This is a genomic window from Sphingobium sp. IP1 (assembly GCF_002708645.1).
Taxonomy (GTDB): domain Bacteria; phylum Pseudomonadota; class Alphaproteobacteria; order Sphingomonadales; family Sphingomonadaceae; genus Sphingobium; species Sphingobium yanoikuyae.
In genome coordinates, this window is record NZ_NOIW01000020.1 from 1 (window position 1) to 23,196 (window position 23,196).

Annotated in this window: 19 protein-coding genes; 8 read left to right on the plus strand and 11 right to left on the minus strand. The window is 66.9% G+C overall.

What is annotated here, in order from left to right; all coding sequences use genetic code 11:
- A partial coding sequence (locus CG471_RS09175; RefSeq protein WP_143560178.1) for an ATP-binding protein occupies positions 1–876 on the minus strand: 876 nt, incomplete at its 3' end.
- A gap of 114 nt (positions 877–990) precedes the next feature.
- Here CG471_RS09175 and ppc point away from each other — a divergent pair.
- Positions 991–3,693, plus strand: coding sequence for a phosphoenolpyruvate carboxylase (ppc, locus tag CG471_RS09180; RefSeq protein ID WP_099231662.1), 2,703 nt, complete (start codon positions 991–993; stop codon positions 3,691–3,693).
- Positions 3,694–3,872: 179 nt separating this feature from the next.
- Here ppc and CG471_RS09185 read toward each other — a convergent pair whose 3' ends face one another.
- The gene (locus CG471_RS09185) at positions 3,873–4,787 is read right to left on the minus strand and encodes a helix-turn-helix domain-containing GNAT family N-acetyltransferase (protein WP_099231663.1); all 915 of its coding nucleotides are present in this window, start codon (positions 4,785–4,787) and stop codon (positions 3,873–3,875) included.
- Between the two features lie 163 nt (positions 4,788–4,950).
- A complete protein-coding gene (locus CG471_RS09190) occupies positions 4,951–5,505 on the minus strand; it encodes an outer membrane protein (RefSeq protein ID WP_004208639.1) in 555 nt (184 codons plus the stop codon).
- A gap of 314 nt (positions 5,506–5,819) precedes the next feature.
- On the opposite strand from CG471_RS09190, the gene CG471_RS09195 reads away from it, so the two are divergent.
- Entirely contained in the window at positions 5,820–6,500 is a 681-nt protein-coding gene (locus tag CG471_RS09195) for a peptidase (RefSeq protein WP_099231664.1), read from the plus strand.
- Positions 6,501–6,532: 32 nt separating this feature from the next.
- The gene (locus tag CG471_RS09200) at positions 6,533–7,219 is read left to right on the plus strand and encodes a hypothetical protein (RefSeq protein WP_180275654.1); all 687 of its coding nucleotides are present in this window, start codon (positions 6,533–6,535) and stop codon (positions 7,217–7,219) included.
- 104 nt (positions 7,220–7,323) lie between these two features.
- On the opposite strand, the gene CG471_RS09205 is transcribed toward CG471_RS09200, so the two are convergent.
- Entirely contained in the window at positions 7,324–7,776 is a 453-nt protein-coding gene (locus tag CG471_RS09205) for a peptidylprolyl isomerase (RefSeq protein ID WP_004208636.1), read from the minus strand.
- 183 nt (positions 7,777–7,959) lie between these two features.
- On the opposite strand from CG471_RS09205, the gene mgtE reads away from it, so the two are divergent.
- Together mgtE and CG471_RS09215 are read left to right on the plus strand one after the other, a co-directional pair.
- Complete coding sequence (mgtE, locus tag CG471_RS09210; RefSeq protein WP_099231666.1) at positions 7,960–9,411, plus strand: magnesium transporter; 1,452 nt, start codon at positions 7,960–7,962, stop codon at positions 9,409–9,411.
- A gap of 23 nt (positions 9,412–9,434) precedes the next feature.
- A complete protein-coding gene (locus tag CG471_RS09215) occupies positions 9,435–9,833 on the plus strand; it encodes a DUF1489 family protein (RefSeq protein ID WP_099231667.1) in 399 nt (132 codons plus the stop codon).
- Positions 9,834–9,851: 18 nt separating this feature from the next.
- Here the strand turns inward: CG471_RS09215 and CG471_RS09220 are convergent, their stop codons facing one another.
- From CG471_RS09220 to CG471_RS09245, 6 genes are all read right to left on the minus strand, one after another.
- The gene (locus tag CG471_RS09220; RefSeq protein ID WP_099231668.1) at positions 9,852–11,177 is read right to left on the minus strand and encodes an amidohydrolase family protein; all 1,326 of its coding nucleotides are present in this window, start codon (positions 11,175–11,177) and stop codon (positions 9,852–9,854) included.
- Positions 11,178–11,244: 67 nt separating this feature from the next.
- On the minus strand, positions 11,245–12,651 hold the full coding sequence (locus CG471_RS09225; RefSeq protein WP_099231669.1) for a UdgX family uracil-DNA binding protein: 1,407 nt from the start codon (positions 12,649–12,651) through the stop codon (positions 11,245–11,247).
- A gap of 10 nt (positions 12,652–12,661) precedes the next feature.
- Entirely contained in the window at positions 12,662–13,132 is a 471-nt protein-coding gene (locus CG471_RS09230) for a hemerythrin domain-containing protein (protein ID WP_099231670.1), read from the minus strand.
- Positions 13,133–13,194: 62 nt separating this feature from the next.
- Positions 13,195–13,551 (minus strand): hypothetical protein, encoded by a 357-nt coding sequence (locus tag CG471_RS09235; protein ID WP_010339604.1) that lies wholly within the window; start codon positions 13,549–13,551, stop codon positions 13,195–13,197.
- Positions 13,552–13,633: 82 nt separating this feature from the next.
- Positions 13,634–14,875: a putative DNA modification/repair radical SAM protein gene (locus CG471_RS09240; RefSeq protein WP_099231671.1), complete on the minus strand. Its 1,242-nt coding sequence runs from the start codon at positions 14,873–14,875 to the stop codon at positions 13,634–13,636.
- 44 nt (positions 14,876–14,919) lie between these two features.
- On the minus strand, positions 14,920–16,782 hold the full coding sequence (locus CG471_RS09245) for a CHASE3 domain-containing protein (RefSeq protein WP_099231672.1): 1,863 nt from the start codon (positions 16,780–16,782) through the stop codon (positions 14,920–14,922).
- Between the two features lie 116 nt (positions 16,783–16,898).
- On the opposite strand from CG471_RS09245, the gene CG471_RS09250 reads away from it, so the two are divergent.
- Positions 16,899–18,053 carry an FAD-binding oxidoreductase gene (locus CG471_RS09250; protein ID WP_099231673.1) on the plus strand — a complete coding sequence of 385 codons (1,155 nt, stop codon included), beginning with the start codon at positions 16,899–16,901 and terminating at the stop codon, positions 18,051–18,053.
- Between the two features lie 34 nt (positions 18,054–18,087).
- On the opposite strand, the gene CG471_RS09255 is transcribed toward CG471_RS09250, so the two are convergent.
- A complete protein-coding gene (locus tag CG471_RS09255) occupies positions 18,088–18,981 on the minus strand; it encodes an NAD(P)/FAD-dependent oxidoreductase (RefSeq protein ID WP_099231674.1) in 894 nt (297 codons plus the stop codon).
- A gap of 119 nt (positions 18,982–19,100) precedes the next feature.
- Here CG471_RS09255 and CG471_RS09260 point away from each other — a divergent pair, with 119 nt between their 5' ends.
- Complete coding sequence (locus tag CG471_RS09260; protein WP_097384593.1) at positions 19,101–19,565, plus strand: Rrf2 family transcriptional regulator; 465 nt, start codon at positions 19,101–19,103, stop codon at positions 19,563–19,565.
- Positions 19,566–19,611: 46 nt separating this feature from the next.
- Entirely contained in the window at positions 19,612–23,193 is a 3,582-nt protein-coding gene (locus CG471_RS09265; protein ID WP_099231675.1) for a hydantoinase B/oxoprolinase family protein, read from the plus strand.
- Positions 23,194–23,196 lie beyond the last annotated feature (3 nt).

Consider the following 23,196-nt stretch of genomic DNA (forward strand, 5'->3'; position numbering starts at 1 on the left):
GGGCGGCGGCATCGATTCTTCCTCGACCCGCGCGAACAGCAATTCCTGAAAATCCTCGCCGGTGGTGATCGGCGGCGGCATCAGCTTGTGCGTGCCGCCGCGCGTGCCGGTCTTCACCGCACCGATCTTCACCGCCACCGGGCGGCGGGCGATCGCGGGCCCAAGCCCCAGGAAACGGCCACGCTCCAGATCGCGGATCTGCTCCGCCTGGCGCCGTTCCATGCCCAGCAGGTCGGCGGCGCGCGCCATGTCGATGTCCAGGAAGGTGCGGCCCATCAGGAAGTTGGAGGCTTCGGCCGCGACATTCTTGGCGAGCTTGGCGAGGCGCTGGGTGGCGATGACGCCGGCCAGGCCGCGCTTGCGGCCACGACACATCAGGTTGGTCATGGCGGCGAGGGACAGGCGCCGGGCTTCGTCCGACACGTCGCCGGCGGCGACCGGGGCGAACATCTGCGCCTCGTCCACCACCACCAGCGCGGGATACCAATGGTCGCGCGGCGCATCGAACAGGGTCGACAGGAAGGTCGCGGCGCAGCGCATCTGCGCTTCCAGTTCCAGCGACTCGAGGCTCAGCACCACCGATGCGCGATGTTCGCGGATGCGGGCCGCCATCTTGACGATCTCGCGCTCATTATAGTCGCCGGCATCGATCACGACATGGCCATATTCGTCGGCCAGGGTGACGAAATCGCCCTCCGGGTCGATCACCACCTGCTGCACCATCGGCGCGCTTTCCTCCAGCAGGCGGCGCAGAAGATGTGACTTGCCGGACCCGGAATTGCCCTGGACGAGCAGACGGGTGGCAAGCAGTTCCTCGACATCGACCAGCACGGGATTGCCCGTACCGTCATTTCCTATGCTGATGCTGGCGGTCACGAACGTCCTTTGGCCCAGCCTGTGGCCTGCGCGCAACCCGTATTGGCGACTTTGCCAGCGTTGGCCGCGTAATATCTTGACCATCGCATTGTTGCGATGCAGCATCGATCCATCATGGAGAGCATAAACCCCGCCCAATCCGCGCCTGCGATCACGCAGAATCCCGACATCCGTTATCTGGGACGCCTGCTGGGCGATGTCATTCGGGCCTATGGCGGGGAGAAACTCTACAAGCAGACCGAATATATCCGCTCCGCCTCGGTCGACCGCGCGCGCGGGCTGCAGGGCGCTGACCTGACCGATACGGGCCTCGATGCCCTCAATCTCGACGACACGCTCAACTTCACCCGCGGCTTCATGCTGTTCTCGATGCTCGCCAATCTGGCCGAGGATCGGCAGGGCGTGGCGGCGGAACCGGGCGCCGATGTCGCGTCGGCGGTGGCCAAGCTCGAATCGCATGGCATCGGCAAGGATGCTGTCCTGGAATTGCTGTCGCACAGCCTGATCGTGCCGGTGCTGACCGCCCACCCGACCGAGGTGCGGCGCAAGAGCATGATCGACCACAAGAATCGCATCGCAGACCTGATGCAGCTCAAGGATGCCGGGCGGACCGAGACGGATGATGGCGAGAATCTGGACGAGGCGATTTTCCGCCAGATCGCGCTGCTGTGGCAGACGCGCCCGCTGCGCCGCGAAAAATTGTTCGTGCAGGACGAGATCGACAATGTCCTGACCTATTTCCGCGACATCTTCCTGCCGACGCTGCCGGCGCTTTATGGCCGGTGGGAACGGGTGCTGGGCGCACGGCCGCACAGCTTCCTGCGGGTCGGCAACTGGATCGGCGGCGACCGTGACGGCAACCCGTTCGTCCAGGCGCCGCAGCTGCGATCGGCGCTGGGCCGCGGCTGCGAGGCGGCGCTGGCCTATTATATGGAATCGATCCATGCGCTGGGCGCGGAACTGTCGGTCTCGACCGAACTCGCCCATGTGCCCGAAGCGGTGCTGGCGCTGGCGGAGGCGAGCGGCGACGCATCGCCCAGCCGGCAGGACGAGCCCTATCGCCGCGCCATTTCGGGCATTTATGCGCGACTGGCGACCACCTATGTCCATCTGGTCGGCAAGGCCCCGCCGCGCCCGTCGGCGCTGAAGGGCGAGCCCTACGCCGCGCCGGGCGATTTCCGCCGCGACCTCGTCACCGTGGCGCAGGGGCTGGCGAGCGAGGGTGATGGTGCGCTGTCGACCGGCGGCGCGCTCGGCCGGCTGATCCGTGCGGTCGAAACCTTCGGCTTCCATCTCGCCACGCTCGACATGCGGCAGAATAGCGATGTGCATCAGCGCGTGGTCGCCGAACTGCTGAAGGTGGCCGGGGTCGAGGCGGATTATGCCGGGCTGGACGAATTTGCCCGCATCGCCCTGCTGCGCAAGGAACTGGCGACCAACCGGCCGCTCGGCACGCGCTTTTCGGAATATTCCGAGGAAACGGCGTCGGAGCTGGCGATCGTCCATGCCGCCGCCGAGGCGCACCGCACCTATGGGCCGCAGTGCATCACCCATTATATCATTTCCAAGGCCGAAAGCGTGTCCGACATGCTGGAGGTCAATATCCTGCTGAAGGAGGCGGGCCTGTGGCGCGCGCCGGAAAATGGCGACCCGGCCAAGGCGGCGATCATGTCGATCCCGCTGTTCGAGACGATCGGCGACCTTGAGGCCGCGCCCAAGATCATGACCGCCTATTTCGGCCTGCCCGAAATTGCCGGGGTGGTGCAGGCGCGCGGCCATCAGGAAGTGATGATCGGCTATTCCGACAGCAACAAGGATGGCGGCTACATCACCTCGACCTGGAGCCTCTACAAGGCGAGCCAGGCGCTGGAGCCGGTATTTGCCGAGGCCGGGGCGGCGATGCAGCTGTTCCATGGTCGCGGTGGCGCGGTCGGGCGCGGCGGCGGTTCGGCGTTCAAGGCGATCCAGGCGCAGCCGCGCGGCAGCGTGCAGGGGCGCATCCGCATCACCGAGCAGGGCGAGGTGATCGCGGCCAAGTTCGGCACGCGCGACGTGGCGATGACCAATCTGGAAGCGATGACCAGCGCGACCCTGCTGGCCAGCCTGGAACCCGAAGGCGTGTCGGCGAAGGATGCCGCCCGCTTTGCCGCGGCGATGGACGAGCTGTCGAAGAACGCCTTCACCGCCTATCGCGATCTGGTCTACGGCACCGAGGGGTTCAAGGAGTTCTTCCGCCAGCTCACCCCGATCCAGGAAATCTCCGGCCTCAAGATCGGGTCGCGTCCGGCGAGCCGGACCAAGAGCACCGCGATCGAGGATCTGCGCGCCATTCCCTGGGTGTTCAGCTGGGCGCAGGCGCGGGTGATGCTGCCGGGCTGGTATGGTTTCGGTCATGCGATCGCCGCGTTCGAGGACAAGGCGCTGCTGGCCGACATGGCGCAGCATTGGTCCTTCCTCCAGTCGGCGCTGGCCAATCTGGAGATGGTGCTGGCGAAGTCGGACCTGGGCATTGCGGCGCGATATTTGCCGCTGGTCGAGGACCAGGCCAAGGCGGAAACGCTGTTCGGCCGCATCCGCGAGGGCTGGTCGCTGACCCATGACGGGCTGCTGGCGGCCACCGGCCAGTCGCGCCTGCTGGAACGGAGCCCGACGACCGAGACGTCGATCCGGCTGCGGCTTCCCTATATCGAGCCGCTCAATCTGCTGCAGGTCGAACTGCTCAAGCGCTATCGCGCCGGCGAGGATGATGCCCGGATCAAGGAAGGCATCGAACTGTCGATCAACGCGATCGCGACCGCGCTGCGCAACAGCGGCTGAGTTGGAACGCTACGGAGCGGGTTGGGATGGCCGACCCGCTCTGTAGGATTTGCCGCGCTTAACTTCGCACATTTCCCGCACATTTCGATCTTATCGATCAATTGTGGGAAATCATGTTGCGAGCGGCCGGCCGGTCCATCCCCCTTATAGCATCGCCCTGCTGCGTAGGACAGGCGCGGTCAGGGCAGGAGGGCGACGCGCCAGGTCTCGCCCTCGATCGGGTCGCCGAAGACGGTGTGGACGTCGCTCGACACGCAGACGAAGCCATGCCGGGCATAGATGCGGCGGGCGGGTTCCAATATCTTGTGCGTCCAGAGGGTGACGGCGCGATAATGTTTGTCGCGGGCGAATTGCAGGCAGGTGGCGACCAGCGCGTCGCCGATTCCGCGCCGCCGGGCAAAGGGTTCGACATGGAGCAGGCGCAGCCGGGCGAGGCCCTCGCCCTCGTCGGTCAGGAATATCGCGCCGGCCATGACGCCGTCGATCTCCGCGATCCAGCATTGTTCGCGGTCCGGCTTGAAGTCGCGCAGGAAGGCGGCGACGGTTTCGGTCTCCAGCGTTTCGAGCGGCCGGCCCCAGCCATGGCTGGCGGCGTAGAGGATCGACTGGCGGGTGACGACCTGGCTGACCTCGCCGGTGCGGAAGGGGCGGATGGTGAAGGGGCCGCCGCTGGCGGGATCGAGCAACAGCCGCGCGCGGGTGAGCGCCTGGAGCAGATCCTGCTGCTCGACGCTGTCGAGCCGGTCCAGATCCTGGGCGACGACGGCGCGCTGGCGGCTGTCGATCTGGTCGAAGGCGGCGCGGCCGGCGGTGGTGAGGCGGATCGGGCGGGCGCGGGCGTCGGCGGCTTCCTGGTCGCGGACGATCCAATCCTTCTTCTCGAAACGGGCGATCATGCGGCTCAAATAGCCGCGATCCAGGTCCAGTTCGGCCTGGAGCGTGCTGGCCAGCACCGGTTCCAGCCGGGCGATTTCGAACAGCAGCCGCGCCTCCGGCAGGTTGGCGTCGCTGTCGAGGAAGCGCGCGTCGATCGCCCCCACATGGCGGGTGAAGAAGCGGTTGAAGGTGCGGATGGTTGCGATCGCCTGTTCCATGCCGACGCTTCAGCATGAATTGTTGACGCAGTCAACTATATTGGAACAGGCGAATGCGGGACGGCCGCAGTCCATGGCCGTCCCGCACCCCAGATCCCTTTATGGAAAGGGATGAAGGCTGGGCGGGCGGGCCGATCAATGACCGGCCCACCCGTTCATGCGATCAATATTTGACGACGACGCCGGCCATCGGGCGGATCGAATGGAAATTGCCGGTCGTGTCGGCCTGGACGCGCAGGCGGACATTGCTGCGCTCGGCCGAGCTGCCAAGGTCGGCGGGCGACAGTTCCAGGCCCGCACCATAGGTCATGCCATGATAGTCGCGGCTATCCTTGCCCAGCGCGTCGAAATTGGTCCACTGATAGCCGACCTTGCCGAAGAACATGCTGTCCTTGCCGGCCTTCACGCCGACGCGGCCGGCCGCGCCATATTCCCAGTCGATGTCGCCGCTGACGCCCTTGGACACGGTGCCTTCGACGCCGAGCACGAGCGGGCCGGCAACATTATAGTTCACGCCCGCGACGCCTTCGACCATGCGGCCCTTGTAGCCGACGGGCGGAATGCCCTCCTTGCTGGTCTCGCTGTCATAATTATGCACGCCCGCCATCACGCCGACATAGGGTTCGATGCGGCGGGTGGAGCTGCTGTCTTCCTGCGCCATGGCGGCGGCAGGCAACAGGGTGGCGGCAGCAACTGCCGTGAAAAGCAGTGTCTTCATGGGGGTGACCCTTTATCTGTTTCTGAAATTGGGCCGGGGTGTGGACCCGCCGGCATGTCCCGTGCGCTGCAAGCGTCTGCGAGGACATGGGGCATCAATGGTCGGGGCCGGCGGAAGGTTTCCTGAACGAAATGCGAAATATTGCCCGGGCCATGATTATGTGTTGGAAACGACACGGTTTCTGTCAGGGGGATGAACGAAAGTCGCCTTTTCTGAACCGCAGATAAATGCCCGATCTTGAACCGCTTTTCATTCACCACCAATTCAACCGCGCGGCGTTAACCGGGGTCATGAAGCATATGAGGAGACAGGCAATGACGCGGACCGGATCACGATTCCTGGCTGCGCTTGGTCTCGCAAGCGCGATGGCCCTGGGGGGCTGCGCCTATGATGACGGCTATGGTTATGGCGGCGTGAGCGTCGGCACCGGCTATTATGGCGGTGGCGGCTATTATGGCGACGGCTATTATGGCCCTTATGGCTATGCGCCGGGCGGCTATGGCGGCTGGTACAATGACTTTTATTATCCGGGACGCGGCTATTATGTCTATGACCGCGCCGGTGCGCGGCATCGCTGGAATGACAGCCAGCGCCGCTATTGGGAAGCGCGTCGCAAGGACCGGCCGGGCAATGGTCGGCCCGGTGACGGCAGGCCCGGTTATGGGCGACCTGGTGACGGACGTCCGGGCGATGGTCGGCCGGGCTGGGATCGTCCGGGTGACGGGCGCCCCGATGGCAATCGGCCGGGCGACGGACGCCCTGGCGGTCGCCCCGGCTGGAATGGCGGTGACGGTCGGCCCAATGATGGCAATTGGAGCCGTCCCGGCGCCAGCGGCGGCGACCAGCGCTATGTGCCGCAGCCCGGCCAGCGCCCGCCCCAGGCGAGCCGCCCGCCGCGCGACATGGGCGGCAGCGCCCGTCCGGCACCGCGCATGCGGTCGGACGCCGGGACAAGAGGCAGTGGGCGCGATCCGGTTCGGACCCGGCCCCAATAATGCGGGAGACGTTCATGAGGGGGATGGCTGGCATGAGGGGGATGGCTGGCGCCGCGTTGTTGCTGGGCCTGGTGAGTCTGGCCGCCTGTGACGGGCGCGAGGAAAGCGCGATCGACAATCTGGCCAATGGCGCCAATGCCAGCCAGGTCGAGAATAATGTCCGCGCCGAGGCGCAGGCGCTGATGGAGCCGCTGGCGCCGCCGGCGCCTGGCACGCCCGGCGGCCTGCCGGTCGAACCGGCACCGGCCGAGGAAGGCGCGATCGACCCCGACAGCGCGCAGGGCGCGGCGCAGGTGGTGCAGGGCTATTATGGCTTGCTGGAGGAAAAGCGCTTCAGCGACGCGCAGGATCTGTGGAACGACAAGAGCGCGATCGGCGCGCAGGATGATGCGCATTTCGCCGCGCGCTTCCGTGGCTTCAGCGAGATTCATGCCAATATCGGCAGCCCGGCCGAGATCGAGGGCGCGGCCGGATCGAGCTTCGTGACGGTGCCGGTGCAGGTCTATGGCCGGCTGAAGGCGAACGGCAAGCCCTGGTATCGGCTGCGCCAGGTGGTGTTGCGCCGGGTCGATGCGGTGCCGGGCGCGAGCGAGGCGGATCGGCGCTGGCATATCGAATCGATCGGCGCCTATGTCGCGCCGCCGGCGGACGAGGCGGACAATGCGACCCAGACCGCGCAGCTGATTTCCGCGACCGACGGCATGGCCCGGAAACACTGACCCGGAAACGCAGACACCGGCGCGGCGGGGCCGCACCGGTGTCGGGGCTTGGCCTGCCGCCAGTCCCGTCGCGGGGCTGGCAGCGGCCGGAAGGACAATGTCGCTTAGGCGACGGTCGCCTTGACGATCTTGCCCGGCGTCTTGGGCGGCTCGCCCTTGGGCAGCGCGTCGACATGTTCCATGCCCGAGGTGACTTCGCCCCAGACGGTATACTGCCCGTCGAGGAAGGTGGCGTCGTCGAAGCAGATGAAGAACTGGCTGTTGGCGCTGTTCGGGTTCATCGCGCGGGCCATCGAGCACACGCCGCGGACATGCGGTTCGCGGCTGAATTCGGCCTTGATGTCGGGCAGCTTGGAACCGCCCATGCCGGTGCCGGTCGGATCGCCGCCCTGCGCCATGAAGCCGGGGATGACGCGGTGGAAGACCACGCCGTCATAGAAGCCGTCCTTGGCAAGGGTGGTGATGCGTTCGACATGGCCGGGCGCCAGATCGGGGCGCAGCTTGATCACGACGTCGCCGCCGCTGTCGAGGGAAAGGGTAAGGGTTTCGTCGGCCATGAAAGATCCTCTCATTGGGGAAGGCGTTGATCGCCTCATATAGAGGCTTGGGATGGGGATGGAAGCGGCTGTTTGGCAAAGCCTGTCCCATCTGTTGCCAAAGCGCGTCCAACCCCATTGCAATTATATTGTGCATCGGCGAAAGCATCGAAATGTTACAGGAACCGGACAGTTGCGCGCGCCATGACCGAACGTGGCGATTTGGCCGAGCCGCGGCCGCACGAGGAACTTGCTGACGAGAGTCTGATCTCGGCCGGTGTGGAGCAGGCCGAGTCGAGCCTGGACGAGGATGACCGGCTGAAGCCCGAATTCCTGTCCGCCGTGCTGGATGCGGTGGACGAAGGCGATATCGACCATGCGCGCGAGCTGGTCTCGCCGCTGCACCCCGCCGACATTGCCGACCTTCTGGAACTGACGCCCGCCGAGCAGCGTGGCGAAGTGGCCGCCGCGCTGGGCGACCTGGTCGGCGCGGAGGTTCTGTCCGAACTCAATGATTATGTGCGCGACGACCTGATCGGCGCGCTGGCGCCCGAGCAGGTCGCCGAATTCGCCTCCGAACTCGATACCGACGACGCCGTCGCGATCATCGAGGACATGGAGGAGGCCGACCAGCAGGCGGTGCTGGAGGCGATGGAGCCGGAGGATCGCGCCGCGATCGAGTCCGCGCTGTCCTATCCCGAAGAATCCGCCGGCCGCATGATGCAGCGCGACCTGGTCGCGGTGCCCGAACATATGACGGTCGGCCAGGTGATCGACTATCTGCGCGACAATGGCGACCTGACCCGCGATTTCTGGGAAATCTTCGTCGTCGACGAAGGGCATAAGCCGATCGGCACCTGTCAGCTGAGCTGGGTGCTGACCTGTCCGCGCGGCATCGCCATGGCCGACCTGATGAAGCGCGAGCAGACGCTGATCCCGGTCGACATGGACCAGGAAGAAGTGGCGCTGCGCTTCCAGAAATATGCGCTGATTTCCGCCGCGGTGGTCGATGGCAGCGGCCGGCTGGTCGGCATGATCACGGTCGATGACATCGTCCACATCATTTCCGAGGAAGCGGGCGAGGATATTCTTCGCCTGTCGGGTGCGGGCGAAGGCGACATCAACGAGCCGGTGATGGACAGCTATCGCGCGCGCGTGCGCTGGCTGCTGACCAATTTGCTGACGGCGCTGGTGGCGTCGACCATCATCGGCATTTTCGAGCATACGATCGAGAAGATGGTGGCGCTCGCCACGCTGATGCCGATCGTCGCGGGCGTGGGCGGCAATGCCGGCAGCCAGACCATGGCGGTGACGGTGCGCGCGCTGGCCACCAACCAGATTACCGGGTCCAACGCCCGCCGCACCATCTTGCGCGAAATTCGCGTGGCATTGCTCAACGGCTGCACCGTGGCGCTGGTGCTGGGGCTGGGCGTGGGGCTGGTGTTCCACAATGTCGCGCTGGGCGGCGTGATTGCCGCGGCGATGATGACCAATATCGTGACCGCCGGGCTGGCGGGCGCGGCGGTGCCGCTGGCGTTCGACCGGATGAACCTGGACCCGGCGGTGGCATCCTCCATCTTCGTCACCATGATCACGGACTCGATGGGCTTCTTCGCTTTTCTGGGGCTGGCGACGGCGGCGGGATTGACCGGCTGAACCTCCGCCCCATCTAGACGCCAATGCCGCTGCACCTGACCAAGATCGCTTTCCAGAGCGAAAGCCCCGCGACCCTCAAGGCCTGGCTGGAAAGCCATGCGGACGAGGCGCGCCTGACCACCCGTTACCTGCCCAAGCGGCTGGAGGAGATGGACGGCGGATCGCTCTACTGGATTCACGGGCATGTGCTGGTCGGCCGCAGTCCGATCCTGGGATTTCAGGAGACCGGGCAGGGGCGCTACTGGATCCGGCTGGCGCCGCGGCTGATCCCGGTGCGGACGGCGCCCAAGCGCGCGCATCAAGGCTGGCGCTATCTGGAGGACAAGGATGCGCCGCCGGATCTGGGCGGGGGCGAGGCGGACGATCTGGAAGCGATGCCGCCGGCCATGCTGAAAGAACTGGCGCGGCTGGGGCTGGTCTGACGCCAGCCCCAATCAGAATCAGATCATGGGCTTGCCGTCGGCCTTGACCACGGCGCCGCCCTTCATGACGAAGCCGACCTTTTCGAGCTGGCGGACATCGGCCAGCGGATCGCCGTCGACTGCGATCAGGTCGGCATAGCGGCCGGCCTGCAGCGTGCCGACATCGGTGCTGCCCAGCAGGTCGGCGGCATTGGCGGTGGCGGCCTTGATCGCCTCCATCGCCGGCATGCCAGCGCGCACCATCAGCGCGAATTCCTGCGCATTTTCGCCATGGTCGGACAGACCGAACGTGTCGGTGCCAAAGGCGATCTTGACCCCGGCGGCATAGGCGTCACGCAGATTCTTCTGCAGCAACGGGCCGATCACCAGCGCCTTTTCGGCGGTCGAGGGATTAAGCTGTTCGGGATGTTCCCTGGCGCGCTGATAGACGCGCTCGCCCACCAGCATGGTCGGCACCAGATAGGCGCCATATTGCTTGAAGATCTTGTAGCTGCCGGCGTCGGCATAGGAGCCATGCTCGATCGAATCGACACCCAGCGCAATCGTGTGGTCGATCGCTTCCTTGCCATGGGCATGGGCCGCGACCTTCATGCCCAGACTATGGGCGGTGTCGATCACCGCCTTGATCTCCTCGTCGGTCATCAGCTGATGCTTGGGATCATCGCCGATCGACATGACCCCGCCCGACGGCATGATCTTGATGAGGTCGGCGCCCTCGCGCTTGAGCCGGCGCACGGCGATGCGGGCGGCTTCCGGGCTGTCGATCACATTGTCGCTGATGTGGGGAATGTCGGCAAATTCGACGCGCAGGCCGTTGACCGCGTCGCCATGGCCGCCGGTCGGGCCGAGCGGCGTGCCGGCCACCCACAGGCGCGGGCCGGGGATGACGGCGCCGTCGATCGATTTCTTGAGCGCGACGATCACCTGGGTGTCGGCGCCGCAGTCGCGGACCGAGGTGAAGCCGGCGAGCAGCGTGTTGCGCACGAAGCCGGTCGCCTCGATCGCGTCCTCATAGGCGCTGCGCGTAACCGCGTTGCGGATCGGGTCGCCGCTGTGCCAGCCGGCGGTGATATGGTCATGGGTGTCGATCAGGCCCGGCAGCACGGTCTTGGCTGACAGGTCGATCACTTCCGCGCCGGCGGGTGTGACGAAGCCTGACTGGATCGCGGCGATGCGATCGTCATGGATCAGGATCGACACTTTCTCGCGCGCGGCGGCGCCGGTGCCGTCGATCATCCGTCCGGCATGGACCACGACATCCTTGGCCTTTACGGCCGGCGCCGACACCGCGACCAGCGCCGCCATGCTGCATGCGGCCAGCGCCGCTGCCTTCCCCCAGATCATGTAACCCCCTGTTTAATTTGATGGCGGCAGCGTCGCGCGCAGCGGGTCGGCCGTCAACGAATTTATATCAGGCGAGGGCGTGGAGCCGTTCGCCGACCATCCGCAGATCGGCGACGAAGCGGGCCTGTTCCTGCGCCTGACGATCGGGGTCGGGCAGGCGCAGCAGATAGCTGGGATGGACGGTGATCCAGGCTTCTGCGCCGTCGTCGAGTGGGATCGGGCGACCGCGCATCTGGCTGATCGTCACCGGCTTGCCCAGCAGGGCACGGGCGGCGGTAGCGCCCAAAGCGACGATGAGGCGCGGGCGGATCAGGTCCAGTTCCTGTTCCAGCCACCAGCGACAGGCCTTGATCTCGGGCACGTCGGGCGTCTGGTGCAGGCGGCGCTTGCCGCGCTGTTCATATTTGAAATGCTTGACGGCGTTGGTGACATAGGCGCGTGCCCGATCCACGCCGGCCTCGGCCAGCGCTGCGTCGAACAATTGCCCGGCGGGGCCGACAAAGGGGCGGCCGGCCAGATCCTCCTGATCGCCCGGCTGTTCGCCGATGAAGAGCAAAGATGCGTCGAGCGGACCTTCGCCGAACACGGTCTGCGTGGCCGGCCCGTGCAGCGGGCAGCGGGTGCAGGCCATCGCCTCGTTGCGCAGCGCCTGCCAGGCGGCGCGGCTATTGCCGGTGCGAGCCGCGGGGCGCGGCGCAGTGGCGATCATCGCCGCCTCGCGCGCCTGGGCGCCGGCGACCAGATCGGGGATAAGGGCAGCTTCGGGCAGGTTGCGCCAATATTTGCGCGGCATTTCCGACAGCATCGCCCCGGTCTTCAGCCGGGCCGGGTTGAAGATGGCGGCATAATAGCCCTTCCACACATTTTCGACGGGATCTTCGGCCGGGGCGTCGCCGCGCTGCGCGCCGGGGCCTTCGGTCAATATGTCGCCATCCCAATGGATGCTGACTTCCGGCGTCAGGATCGACCAGCGCATCGAGGCGAAGCGGCGGGTGAAGAAGCCGGCATTGGCGCGGACAATATGATGGTCCGGCTCGAACCAGGCGATGAAGCGCGGGCCGTCGCCTTCATCCAGTTCGCGGAAGCGGACGAAGGCGCGCATCTTGTGGATATCACGCCGCACCGCCTTGGCCAGATCCTCGACCCGGCGCAGCAGCGGATCGGCGCGATCCTCCATCCGGCCGGGCACCGCACGCACCGCCAGCAACAGGCTGTAGAGCAGGGCGAAGCGGGCGGGGTCGCGATGGAGGATTGCGCTTTGCGCCAGTTCGACAAAGGCGCGCGGCACAGAGAAGGCGGCATCCGCTGGAGCCGGGGGCAGGGGCGTCGCGTCGCTGCCGAACAGGTCTGGCGTGGCGCTGCCCGCAACGTCCCAGAGGATGGCGTCGGCGGGAATGGCGGCCAGGGCCAGCGCGCGGGCCGCATCGCGCCAGCCCTCAAAATCATCCGGCCCCGCCAGCGTCACCCGATGCATGGCTGTCCGGTCAGTCCTCCGCCTCGGCACGGGCCAGTTCGGCGGGCTTGCGGCGCGCGAACAGCTTCGCGAGCTTGTCCTCCTCGGCGGCGCTCAGTTCCTTGGCGGCGTCGGGGAACATCTCTTCCTCTTCCTCCTCGATATGGTGGAGGTAGCGCTTCTTCAGCTGGTCGAAGGTGCGGCGCCAGGCATCGCCGTTGAATTTGAGGCCTTCCAGCTCCTCCAGAAAATCGTCGATTTCCTTGTGCTCGGACACGCTGTGCTGCGCATCCTCGCGCAGGTCGGGTTGGGCCAGCATGGTGGCGTAGAGCGTCTCTTCCTCGGCGGCGGCATGGGCCGTCACTTCGACCTTGAACTGGTCGAACAGCTTTTCCAGCCGGTCGTCATCCTTTTCGCGCGTCGCCTCCGCCATCTTGTCGAACAGCTGGCGATGGGCATCATGATCCTGTTTCAGGCGATCGAAAATGCTGGCCTTGGCCATGGGCAATCCTCCTTCATGCGATGAAGGGGGAAACGATGGCCCAGTAAAAAGGGTCCGGCGTTTTAGCCGAACAGCGCGTGGAAGATGATCGCGACCGGCACCCAGAGCAGCGCGCCCAGCAGGCTGGTGCCCCAGAGCTGGAGCAGGTCGCGGCGGAAGCGCAGGCGCAGGCCGGCATGGGACAGGCCGCTATGGTCGAGCATCTGCCAGCGATGTTCGAGCGCACGGGCGGCGATGGCGAAACCGCCGATCGCGATGATGACGCCAAGGTGCAGGACCAGCGAGCCGCCCATCTTGGCGACGATGAAGATCTGAAGCAGGCAGAAGACGACAAGGGCGGCCGCAAGATGCGTGCTGATGCGCTTGGCAAAGCCTGCGCCCTGCCGCTCCATGGCCTGATTGTCGAAAAGTGTCGCCAAAGTCCCGATCCCCTTGCTGATCGTGTTACAAGAGTTTCATGAACCGTGCTTGCGATCAACCGCAAAATTGCCTCGGCTCCCCTTAAAAAAGTTCGAGCTGGGCGGCGGGACGCCGCAACTGCGCGGACAGATCGACTCGGTCGGCCAGTTGCACCGGGCGCCAGTCGGCGGCGATCAGGAAGGGGCGCAGCTTGACGATCGACGTGGTCAGGCGCGCGACATCTTCCAGCCGCAGCCGGCGATGGCGGCGACTGGCCAGGATGCGATCGACCGCCTTCACCCCCAGGCCCGGCACCCGCAGCAGCATTTCGCGCGGCGCATGGTTGACGTCGACCGGGAAGCTGGCGCGATGCTGCAAGGCCCAGGCGAGCTTGGGATCGATGTCGAGCGGCAGGCAGCCACTGTCCCGGTCGGTGGCGGCGGCGACCTCGGCCGCGGAATAGCCATAGAAGCGCATCATCCAGTCCGACTGGTAGAGCCGATGTTCGCGCATCAGCGGCGGGCGCTTGAGCGGCAGCACGCTGCTGGGCGAGGGGATGGGGGAGAAGGCGCTGTAATAGACGCGGCGCAGCCGGTGCCGGTCATAAAGGCTGCTCGCGCGCTGGATGATGGCGCGATCGTCGGCGGCATCGGCACCGACGATCATCTGGGTCGACTGGCCCGCCGGGGCAAAGCGAGGGGCGTGGCGATATTTGCGGCGGGCGTCGCCCATATCGTCCATCTGGCTGCGCATCTGCGCCATCGCTCCCTCGATCCGGCGGCCGTCCTTTTCCGGCGCCAGCCGCTTGAGGCCGGGTTCGGTCGGCAGCTCGACGTTGATCGACAGTCGATCGGCATGGAGGCCGGCCTGACGCAGCAGTTCCGGATCGGCGTCGGGAATGGTCTTCAAATGGATATAGCCGCGAAAATCATGATCCTCGCGCAGGCTGCGGGCGACCTCGACCATCTGCTCCATCGTATAGTCGGACGAGCGGATGATGCCGGAGGAGAGGAACAGCCCCTCAATATAGTTGCGGCGGTAGAAGCTGAGCGTGAGGTCGACCACTTCGCGCGCGGTGAAGCGGGCGCGGCGGACATCGCTCGACCGGCGGTTGATGCAATAATGGCAGTCGAAGATGCAGCTGTTGGTCAGCAGGATTTTCAGCAGCGAGATGCAGCGGCCGTCGGGCGCATAGGCATGGCAAATGCCCATGCCTTCGGTCGAGCCTATCCCCTTGCCGTCGCGCGAATCCCGCTTGGTCGTGCCCGACGAGGCGCAGGATGCGTCATATTTGGCGGCATCGGCGAGGATTTCGAGCTTTTCACGGGTGGACAGGGCGGACATATGTTCATGTTACGTTCCCGATGCCGCCTTGTCCATAATCCAGATCAGGCCGGCTCCTCGTCCAGCACCTGGCGCACCTTGCCGGCGAGCTGGTCCATGGTGAAGGGCTTGGCCAGGAAGGCGACGCCGGGATCGAGCATGCCGTTATGGACGATGGCGTTGCGGGTATAGCCGGTGGTGTAGAGGACGCGCAGTTCCGGCCGGTCGGCACGGGCGCGGTCGGCCAGGATGCGGCCGTTGATGCCGGGCATGACGATGTCGGTGAAGAGCAGGTCGACCCGCGGTTCGATTGCCAGCATGGCCAGCGCCTGTTCGCCATCGGCCGCCTGGACGATGGTGTAGCCCAGTTCGCGCAGGGAATCGACCGACATGTGGCGCACCCGGTCCTCATCCTCGACCACCAGGATGATCTCGTCCCCCTGGGCACGGGGCAGGTCGAGGGCGATGGCGGGCGCCACCGGATCGGCGACCGGCACGCCATAATGGCGCGGCAGATAGATTTTGATCGTGCTGCCCTGACCGGGTTCGGAATAGATTTTCACATGGCCGTGCGACTGGCGGACGAAGCCGAACACCTGGCTGAGGCCCAGGCCCGTGCCCTTGCCCACGCCCTTGGTGGTGAAGAAGGGGTCGAAGGCGCGCTCGACCACGTCGGGCGTCATGCCGGTGCCGCTGTCGCTGACCGACACCAGCACATATTGGCCGGGGATCACCTCCGCATGGGCGGCGGCATAGGCATCGTCGAGATAGGCATTGCCGGTTTCGACCGTCAGCCGGCCACCATCGGGCATGGCGTCGCGGCCATTGACGCACAGGTTCAGGATCGCCGCTTCCAGCTGGCCGGGATCGATGCTGGCCCGCCACAGGCCGCCGGCCAGCACGCTTTCCACCCGCACCCGCTCGCCGATCGTCCGGCGCAGCATGTCCGACATGCCGCCGACCAGCTTGTTCACGTCGGTCGATTGCGGCGCCAGCGGCTGCTGGCGCGAGAAGGCGAGCAGCCGCGCGGTCAGTTGCGCTGCGCGCTGCGCGCCCTCGGTCGCATTGTCGAGGCCGTTGCTGATGCGCCGATCGATATCGGCGGGCAGGCGCCGCCGCGCCATGTCGAGCGAGCCGATGACGACCGCGAGCATATTGTTGAAGTCATGGGCGATGCCGCCGGTGAGCTGGCCGATCGATTCCATCTTCTGCAATTGGCGCACCTGCGCCTCCATCGCCGTGCGCTGTTCCGCTTCGCTGACCAGCCGGTCATTGGCGTCGGCGAGTGCGCGCTTGGCGGCGATCGCCTCCACCATGCGGCGGCGGGCGTTGCGCAGCGCCAGCAGGCCCAGGATGATGACCAGCGCGCCGCTGACCGCCAGGCTGGCCGTCACCATGGTGGTCAGGCGGTTGGCCTCGGCACTGCGCAGGCGCAGCAGCTGCTCCTCGCGCGCCTTCATCCCGGCGATATGGGTGTGAATCGTCGCCATCGCCATCAGGCCGGGGGCGAAGGCGTTGGGATCGACCGGCAGGCCGCGCCGGCGCAGTTCGATGCCGCCCTCCAGCAGGGTCAGTCGCTGGTCGAGCATCCGCCCCAGCGCATCGACGGCTGCAGCCTGATCCGCATTGTCCTGCACGTCGGCGCGCAATTGCGCGATCTCGCGCGGCCAGTCCGTCTTGAACGTGTCGAACGGCCCCAGGAAGGGATCCTGCCGGGTCAGCATATAGCCGCGCTGGGCGCTTTCGGCGGCCTGCACCCGCGACAGGATCACCGACAGGCGGTTCTCGACGCGCAGCGTGTGGTTGACCCAGCCGATCTCGGCTTGCTGGCTGCGATAGAGCCAGATGGTGCCGCTCACCGCAACGATGACGGTGGCAAGCGCGAGCAGCAGAACGACGATGGATCGTTCGGGGCGGAGCGCATTCATCTGGTCTTAATGGGCAATTAACAACGGTGGGGCAACCCGATTGTGTCTGTCATGCGACGGGTCGTTGCGGTTATGTCCGGGCACTTCGTTGAACCGGTCGGCAGATAGGGGGCGGGATGATGGACAGACGCGATTTTCTGGCGCGGGGCCTGAGCGGGCTGGGCGCCCTGTCGCTGGCGGCGGGGGCCGAAGCGGCCAGCCTGTTCGATCCGCTGGCCGGGCTGGAGCCGATCCGCGCGACGCCCGATCGCATCTTCCGCATCACCGTCTGCCTGCGGCCCTTCCGCGCCGCCGGGCCGCGCATCGCGGTGGAAGAGGTGGGGCGCAAGCGGGTCGTCCATCATTATGGCCATGGCGGCAGCGGCTGGTCGCTGTCCTGGGGATCGGCCGAGATCGCGGTCGGCATGGCGCTGGCGGAGGGGATGACGGATATTGCCGTGATCGGTGCCGGCGCGATCGGCCTCACCACTGCGCTCACCGCCCAGCGCGCCGGGGCGAAGGTGACGATCTATGCCAGGGAGCAGTTCCCCGACGTAAGATCGGCGCGGGCGACCGGCACCTGGTCGCCCGATTCACGGATCGCGATGGAGGGCGGCGTCGATGCCGGCTTTGGCGATCGCTGGGAGGCGATGGCGCGGCGATCCTTCGCTTTCTATCAGGGGCTGCTCGGCCTGCCGGGCGATCCGGTGGAATGGACCGACCGTTACATGCTGTCGGACAGTCCGGCCGTGGCGCCCGCCGTCGAGAGGGTGACGCCGGAGCGGCCCGATCGCTTCATCCGTCTGGAAGACCGGCTGCATGACATCATGCCGCGATCGGTCGAGCTGGCGCCGGGCACCCATCCCTTCCGCACCGAGCGGGCCCGGCGCAGCAGTTCGCTGACCTTCAATGTCGCCGACCTTGCCCATCAGCTGACCAATGATTTCCTGATCGGCGGCGGCCGGATCGTGCCGATGGAATTGCACGAACCCCAGGACGTGACGCGGCTGAAGCAGAAGACGGTCATCAACTGCACCGGCTATGGCGCGCGGGCTTTGTGGCGGGACGAGAGCATCGTGCCGGTGCGCGGCCAGATCGCCTGGCTGATCCCGCAGGCCGGCGCCACCTATGGCGTCTATCATGACAAGCTGGCGATGCTGGCCCGGCGCGACGGCATCGTGGTGCAGGAGGTCGGGGAGGACGACTGGTTCGGCTATGGCGACGCCACCGAGACGCCCGATCGCGAAGCTGCCGAGGCATCGGTGCGCAAGCTGGCGGGCTTCTGGAAATAGCGCGCCGCCGTCCAGGCCCCTCCGTCCCCGCCCGTCAGGCGAAGACCAGCGACTGGTGCGCGCCGACCCCGGCCTTGACCCCGGATGCGGATGCAAAGGTCGCATTGTGCATGGGGGAGGTGGCGTCGCCGGCGGCATAGACGCCGGGCACCGAGGTCAGGCCCCAATTGTCGATGCTGATGAAGGGGCCGGTCGGGCCATCCTCCAGCGCGCAGCCGAGCTGGACCGCGACATCGCTGCTGAGCCGGGTTCTCGGGGCGGTGAAGAGGGCCGATACTTCGATCGTCCGGCCGTCGGCCAGTTGCACGGCGCTCAGCGCGGGCGCGTCGCCGATCAGCGCGACGACGGGCACCCGCTCGATCGCGACGCCGCGCGCTTCCAGCCGGGCGCGGTCGGCATCGTCCGGCTCATATTGGCCCTGGGTGAAATAGGTGGATGGCCCCCAGTCGGGGATCAGCGCGGCCTGATGCGCGGACATCGGGTGGTTGGCGATGATGCCCAGAGGATGGTCGCGCACTTCATAGCCATGGCAATAGGGACAGTGCAGCACCGTCTCGCCCCAGCGTTCGGCCATGCCGGGGATCGGCGGCAGCTCGTCGCTCACGCCGGTCGCCAATATCAGTCGCCGGGCCAGTCGGGTTTCGCCACTGGCCAGGGTCAGGGCGAAGCCGTCGCTGGCCTGCGTGGCATGGCGCACTTCGCCGGCCAGCATCCGGGCGGTGGGATAGGCCAGCAACTGGCGCGCGGCATCGCGGATGATGGCGCGGGGTGTGCGGCCATCCTGACCCAGGAAACCATGGGCAGCGTCGGCAAAGCGGTTCCGCGGCAGGCCGGCATCGATCAGCAGCACATCCTGCCGCGCGCGGGCGAGCTGCATCGCCGCCGACTGGCCGGCAAAGCTGCCGCCGATCACGATCACGTCATGCATGGGTCTTCCTTTCAATGGCTGCGTCGAATCACGATACTTGATAAGTTACATAATCGCGCCTCGCGCATTTGCAACAAATGATGTTGCGTGATAGGCGGGCGGGAAAGGAGACGCCTGCGATGCAGCTGGATGCGCGCCTGTCGAGAATGCTGCATATCCTGATCCACATGGATCGGCTGGACGGCCCGATGACGTCGGAGCTGGCGGCGCAGATGCTGCGCACCAATCCGGTGGTGGTGCGGCGGACCATGGCGGGCCTGCGCGACGCGGGCTATGTGCGCTCGGAAAAGGGGCATGGCGGTGGCTGGACCCTGGCCCGGCCGCTCGATGCGATCCGCATCCTCGACATTTATCGCGCGGTTGGCGAGCCGCGCATCTTTTCGATCGGGCCTGCCGATCCCGATCCGCAATGCCTGGTCGAACAGGCGGTCAATGCTTCCATGGCGGCCGCGATGCAGGAGGCAGAGGCGATGCTGATCGCCCGGCTGGGACAGGTGACGCTGGCGCAGATCGCGGCGGACTTCGACCAGCGTTACGCCGCGCTGCTGGCGACCGGGGCGATCGAGCCGCTGACCGGCCATTGAGCCAAGCGGCTTGCCAACCGCCTGTGGCGCGGCCATCAGGCGGGGCATGCAATGGCAATTCTGGATCGACCGCGGTGGCACCTTTACCGACGTGGTGGCACGCGACCCGCAAGGGGTTCTTCACACCGCCAAGCTGCTGTCGAGCGACCCCGAGCGCTATGCCGACGCGGCGGTCGAGGCGATCCGGCGGCTGACCGGTGCGGGCGACGGGCCGATCCCGCCCTGCACGCTGCGGATCGGCACGACCATCGCCACCAATGCGCTGCTGGAGCGCAAGGGCGAGCCGGTATTGCTGGCGATCACCAAGGGATTCCGCGATGCCATCCGCATCGGCTATCAGGACCGGCCGGACCTGTTTGCGCGGCGGATCGACCTGCCGCCGCCGCTTCATGCCGATGTCGTGGAGATGGACGAGCGGCTGATGCAGGATGGCACTATCCTGACGCCGCTGGACGAGGTGGCGGCGCAGGCGGCGTTGCAGCGCGGCTATGATGCCGGGCTGCGCGCGGTCGCGATCGTGCTGATGCACGGCTATCGCTATCCCGCCCATGAGCAGGCGCTGGCGCGGATCGCCCGACAGATCGGCTTTACCCAGATTTCGGTCAGTCATGAGGTCGCGCCGCTCATCAAGCTGGTCGGGCGGGGCGATACGGTGCTGGCCGACGCCTATCTCTCGCCGGTGCTGCGCGCCTATGTCGACGGGCTGGGCGCGGCGCTGGGCGAGGACGCCGACATGCTGTTCATGCAGTCCAACGGCGGGCTGACGCGGGGCGACCTGTTCCGCGGCAAGGATGCGGTATTGTCCGGCCCGGCCGGCGGCATCGTCGGCCTGGCCCGCACCGCCGAGCAGGCGGGCTTTGGCGAGGTGATCGGTTTCGACATGGGCGGCACGTCGACCGACGTGTCCCATTATGCCGGCAGCTATGAACGCGACAATGAGGCGCGGGTGGCGGGCGTGCGGCTGCGCGCGCCGATGATGCGCATCCACACCATCGCGGCGGGCGGCGGCTCCATCTGTTCGGTGGTCGACGGGCGTTTTCGCGTCGGCCCGGAATCGGCCGGCGCGGTGCCGGGGCCGGCCTGCTACCGGCGCGGCGGGCCGCTGACCATCACCGATTGCAATGTCATGCTGGGCAAGGTGCAGCCCGATTTCTTCCCCAGCCTGTTCGGCCCCAAGGGCGACCAGCCGCTTGACCGGGACGCGGTCGAGGCGCGCTTTGCTGACATTTGTGCGCAGGTGGAGGCGCAGACCGGCCGGGTGATGACCGCGCAGGAGGCGGCGCAGGGCTTCATCGCCGTCGCCGTCGCCAGCATGGCCAATGCGATCAAGCGCATCTCGGTCGCGCGCGGCCATGATGTGGCGCGCTATACGCTGGCGAGTTTCGGCGGGGCGGGCGGGCAGCATGCCTGTCTGGTCGCCGACGCATTGGGTATGGACCGGGTGATGATCCATCCGCTGGGCGGCGTCCTGTCCGCCTATGGCATGGGCCTGGCCGACCGGCGCGCGGTGCGCGAGCGGACGCTGGCACTGCCGCTGGACGATGCGGGCGCCGACGCGCTGACGGCGGCGATCGCCGAGCTGGCGGAGCAGGCGCGCGCCGACCTGCCGGAGGCGGAGCGGAGCGAGACGGTGCTGCGGCTGCGCTATGATGGCACCGACAGCCTGTTCGACGTGATGCTGGGCGATCGGGCGGCGATGCTGGCCGATTTCGAGGCGCAATATCAGGCGCGTTTCGGCTATGGCGGCACCGGCACCATATTGGTCGACATGGTGCGGGTCGAGGCGATCGCGCCGACCGCCGAGGATATGGGCAAGGTGGCGACCATCGCGACCCAGAAGGCCGTGCCGCTGGCGCAGGTGATGCTGGCGGGCGCGCAGGCACCGGTGTTTGACCGGGCGGGACTGACGCTGGACAGCATCGTCGATGGCCCGGCACTGATCAGCGACCCGGTGTCGACCACGGTGGTCGAGCCGGGCTGGCGCGCGCGGCTCGATGCGATCGGCAATCTGGTGCTGACCCGTCATGCGCCGCGCCCGGCGCCCGCGGCCGATGACGGCACCGCCGTCGATCCGGTCCGGCTGGAGGTGATGGGCGGCCTGTTCATGGCGATCGCCGAGGAAATGGGCGCCGCGCTCCAGCACAGCGCCTCCTCGGTCAATATTCGCGAGCGGCTGGATTTCTCCTGCGCCCTGTTCGACGCGGCGGGCAATCTGGTCGCCAATGCGCCGCACATGCCGGTTCACCTCGGCAGCATGGGGGAAAGCATCCGCGCGGTCATGCGCCGGCGCGGGATCGGCGCCGATGGCCGGGCGATCGACGGGCGCGGCATGCTGCCGGGCGACGTCTATGCGCTCAACGCGCCCTATGATGGCGGCACCCACCTGCCCGACGTGACGGTGGTGATGCCGGTGTTCGTCGACGGGGCGGCGCACGCGCCCGCCTTCTATGTCGCGGCGCGTGGCCATCATGCCGATATTGGCGGCATCTCGCCCGGCTCCATGCCGCCCGACAGTCGCAGCATCGAGGAAGAGGGCATCGTCCTCGATAATGTGCTGGTGGTGGATCAGGGCCGCTTCCTGGAGGGTGATCTGCGCGCCCTGCTGGGGTCGGGCCGCTGGCCCTCGCGCAATGTCGACCAGAATATCGCCGACCTGTCCGCCCAGATCGCCGCCTGCGCCAAGGGCGCGGCCGAACTGCAGCGGATCAGCGGCGATTATGGCGCCGATGTCGTGGCCGCCTATATGGGCCATGTGCAGGATCAGGCCGAGGCGGCGGTGCGCCGGCTGATCGATCGCCTGCCCGACGGGCACTATCGTTATGCGATGGACAATGGTGCGGAGGTGGTCGTCAATGTGACGATCGACCGGGCGGCGCGCGGCGCGACGGTGGATTTCACCGGCACGTCGGACCAGCTGCCGGGCAATTTCAACGCGCCTTTGTCGGTCGCGCGCGCGGCCCTGCTCTATGTCGTGCGGACGCTGGTGGACGAGGCCGTGCCGATGAATGACGGCTGCCTCAAGCCCATGACTCTGGTGGTGCCGGAGGGATCGCTGCTGCGGCCGCTTTATCCCGCGGCAGTGGTCGCCGGCAATGTCGAGACCAGCCAGGTCGTCACCGACGCTTTGTTCGGCGCGCTGGGCGTGATGGCGGGCGCGCAGGGGACGATGAACAATTTCACCTTCGGCAATGCGCGCCACCAATATTATGAGACGATCTCGGGCGGATCGGGCGCCGGGCCAGATTTCGACGGCGCCGATGTGGTGCAGACCCACATGACCAACAGCCGCCTTACCGACCCCGAAATATTGGAAAGCCGATTCCCGGTGCTGCTGGAGGAATTTTCGATTCGGGCCGGATCGGGCGGCGCGGGCGCGCATCATGGCGGCAATGGCGCGCTGCGCCGCATCCGCTTCCTGGAGGATATGACCGCCGGCATCCTGGCCAACCGACGCAGCGTGCCGCCCTTTGGCCTCGACGGCGGCGCACCCGGCGGGCTGGGGCGCAACTGGGTCGAGCGTGGCGATGGCCGGGTCGAGAGGCTGGGCGCGACCGGATCGGCGCAGATGGCTCCGGGCGACGTCTTCGTGATCGAGACGCCGGGCGGCGGCGGATTCGGCAAGGGCTGATCC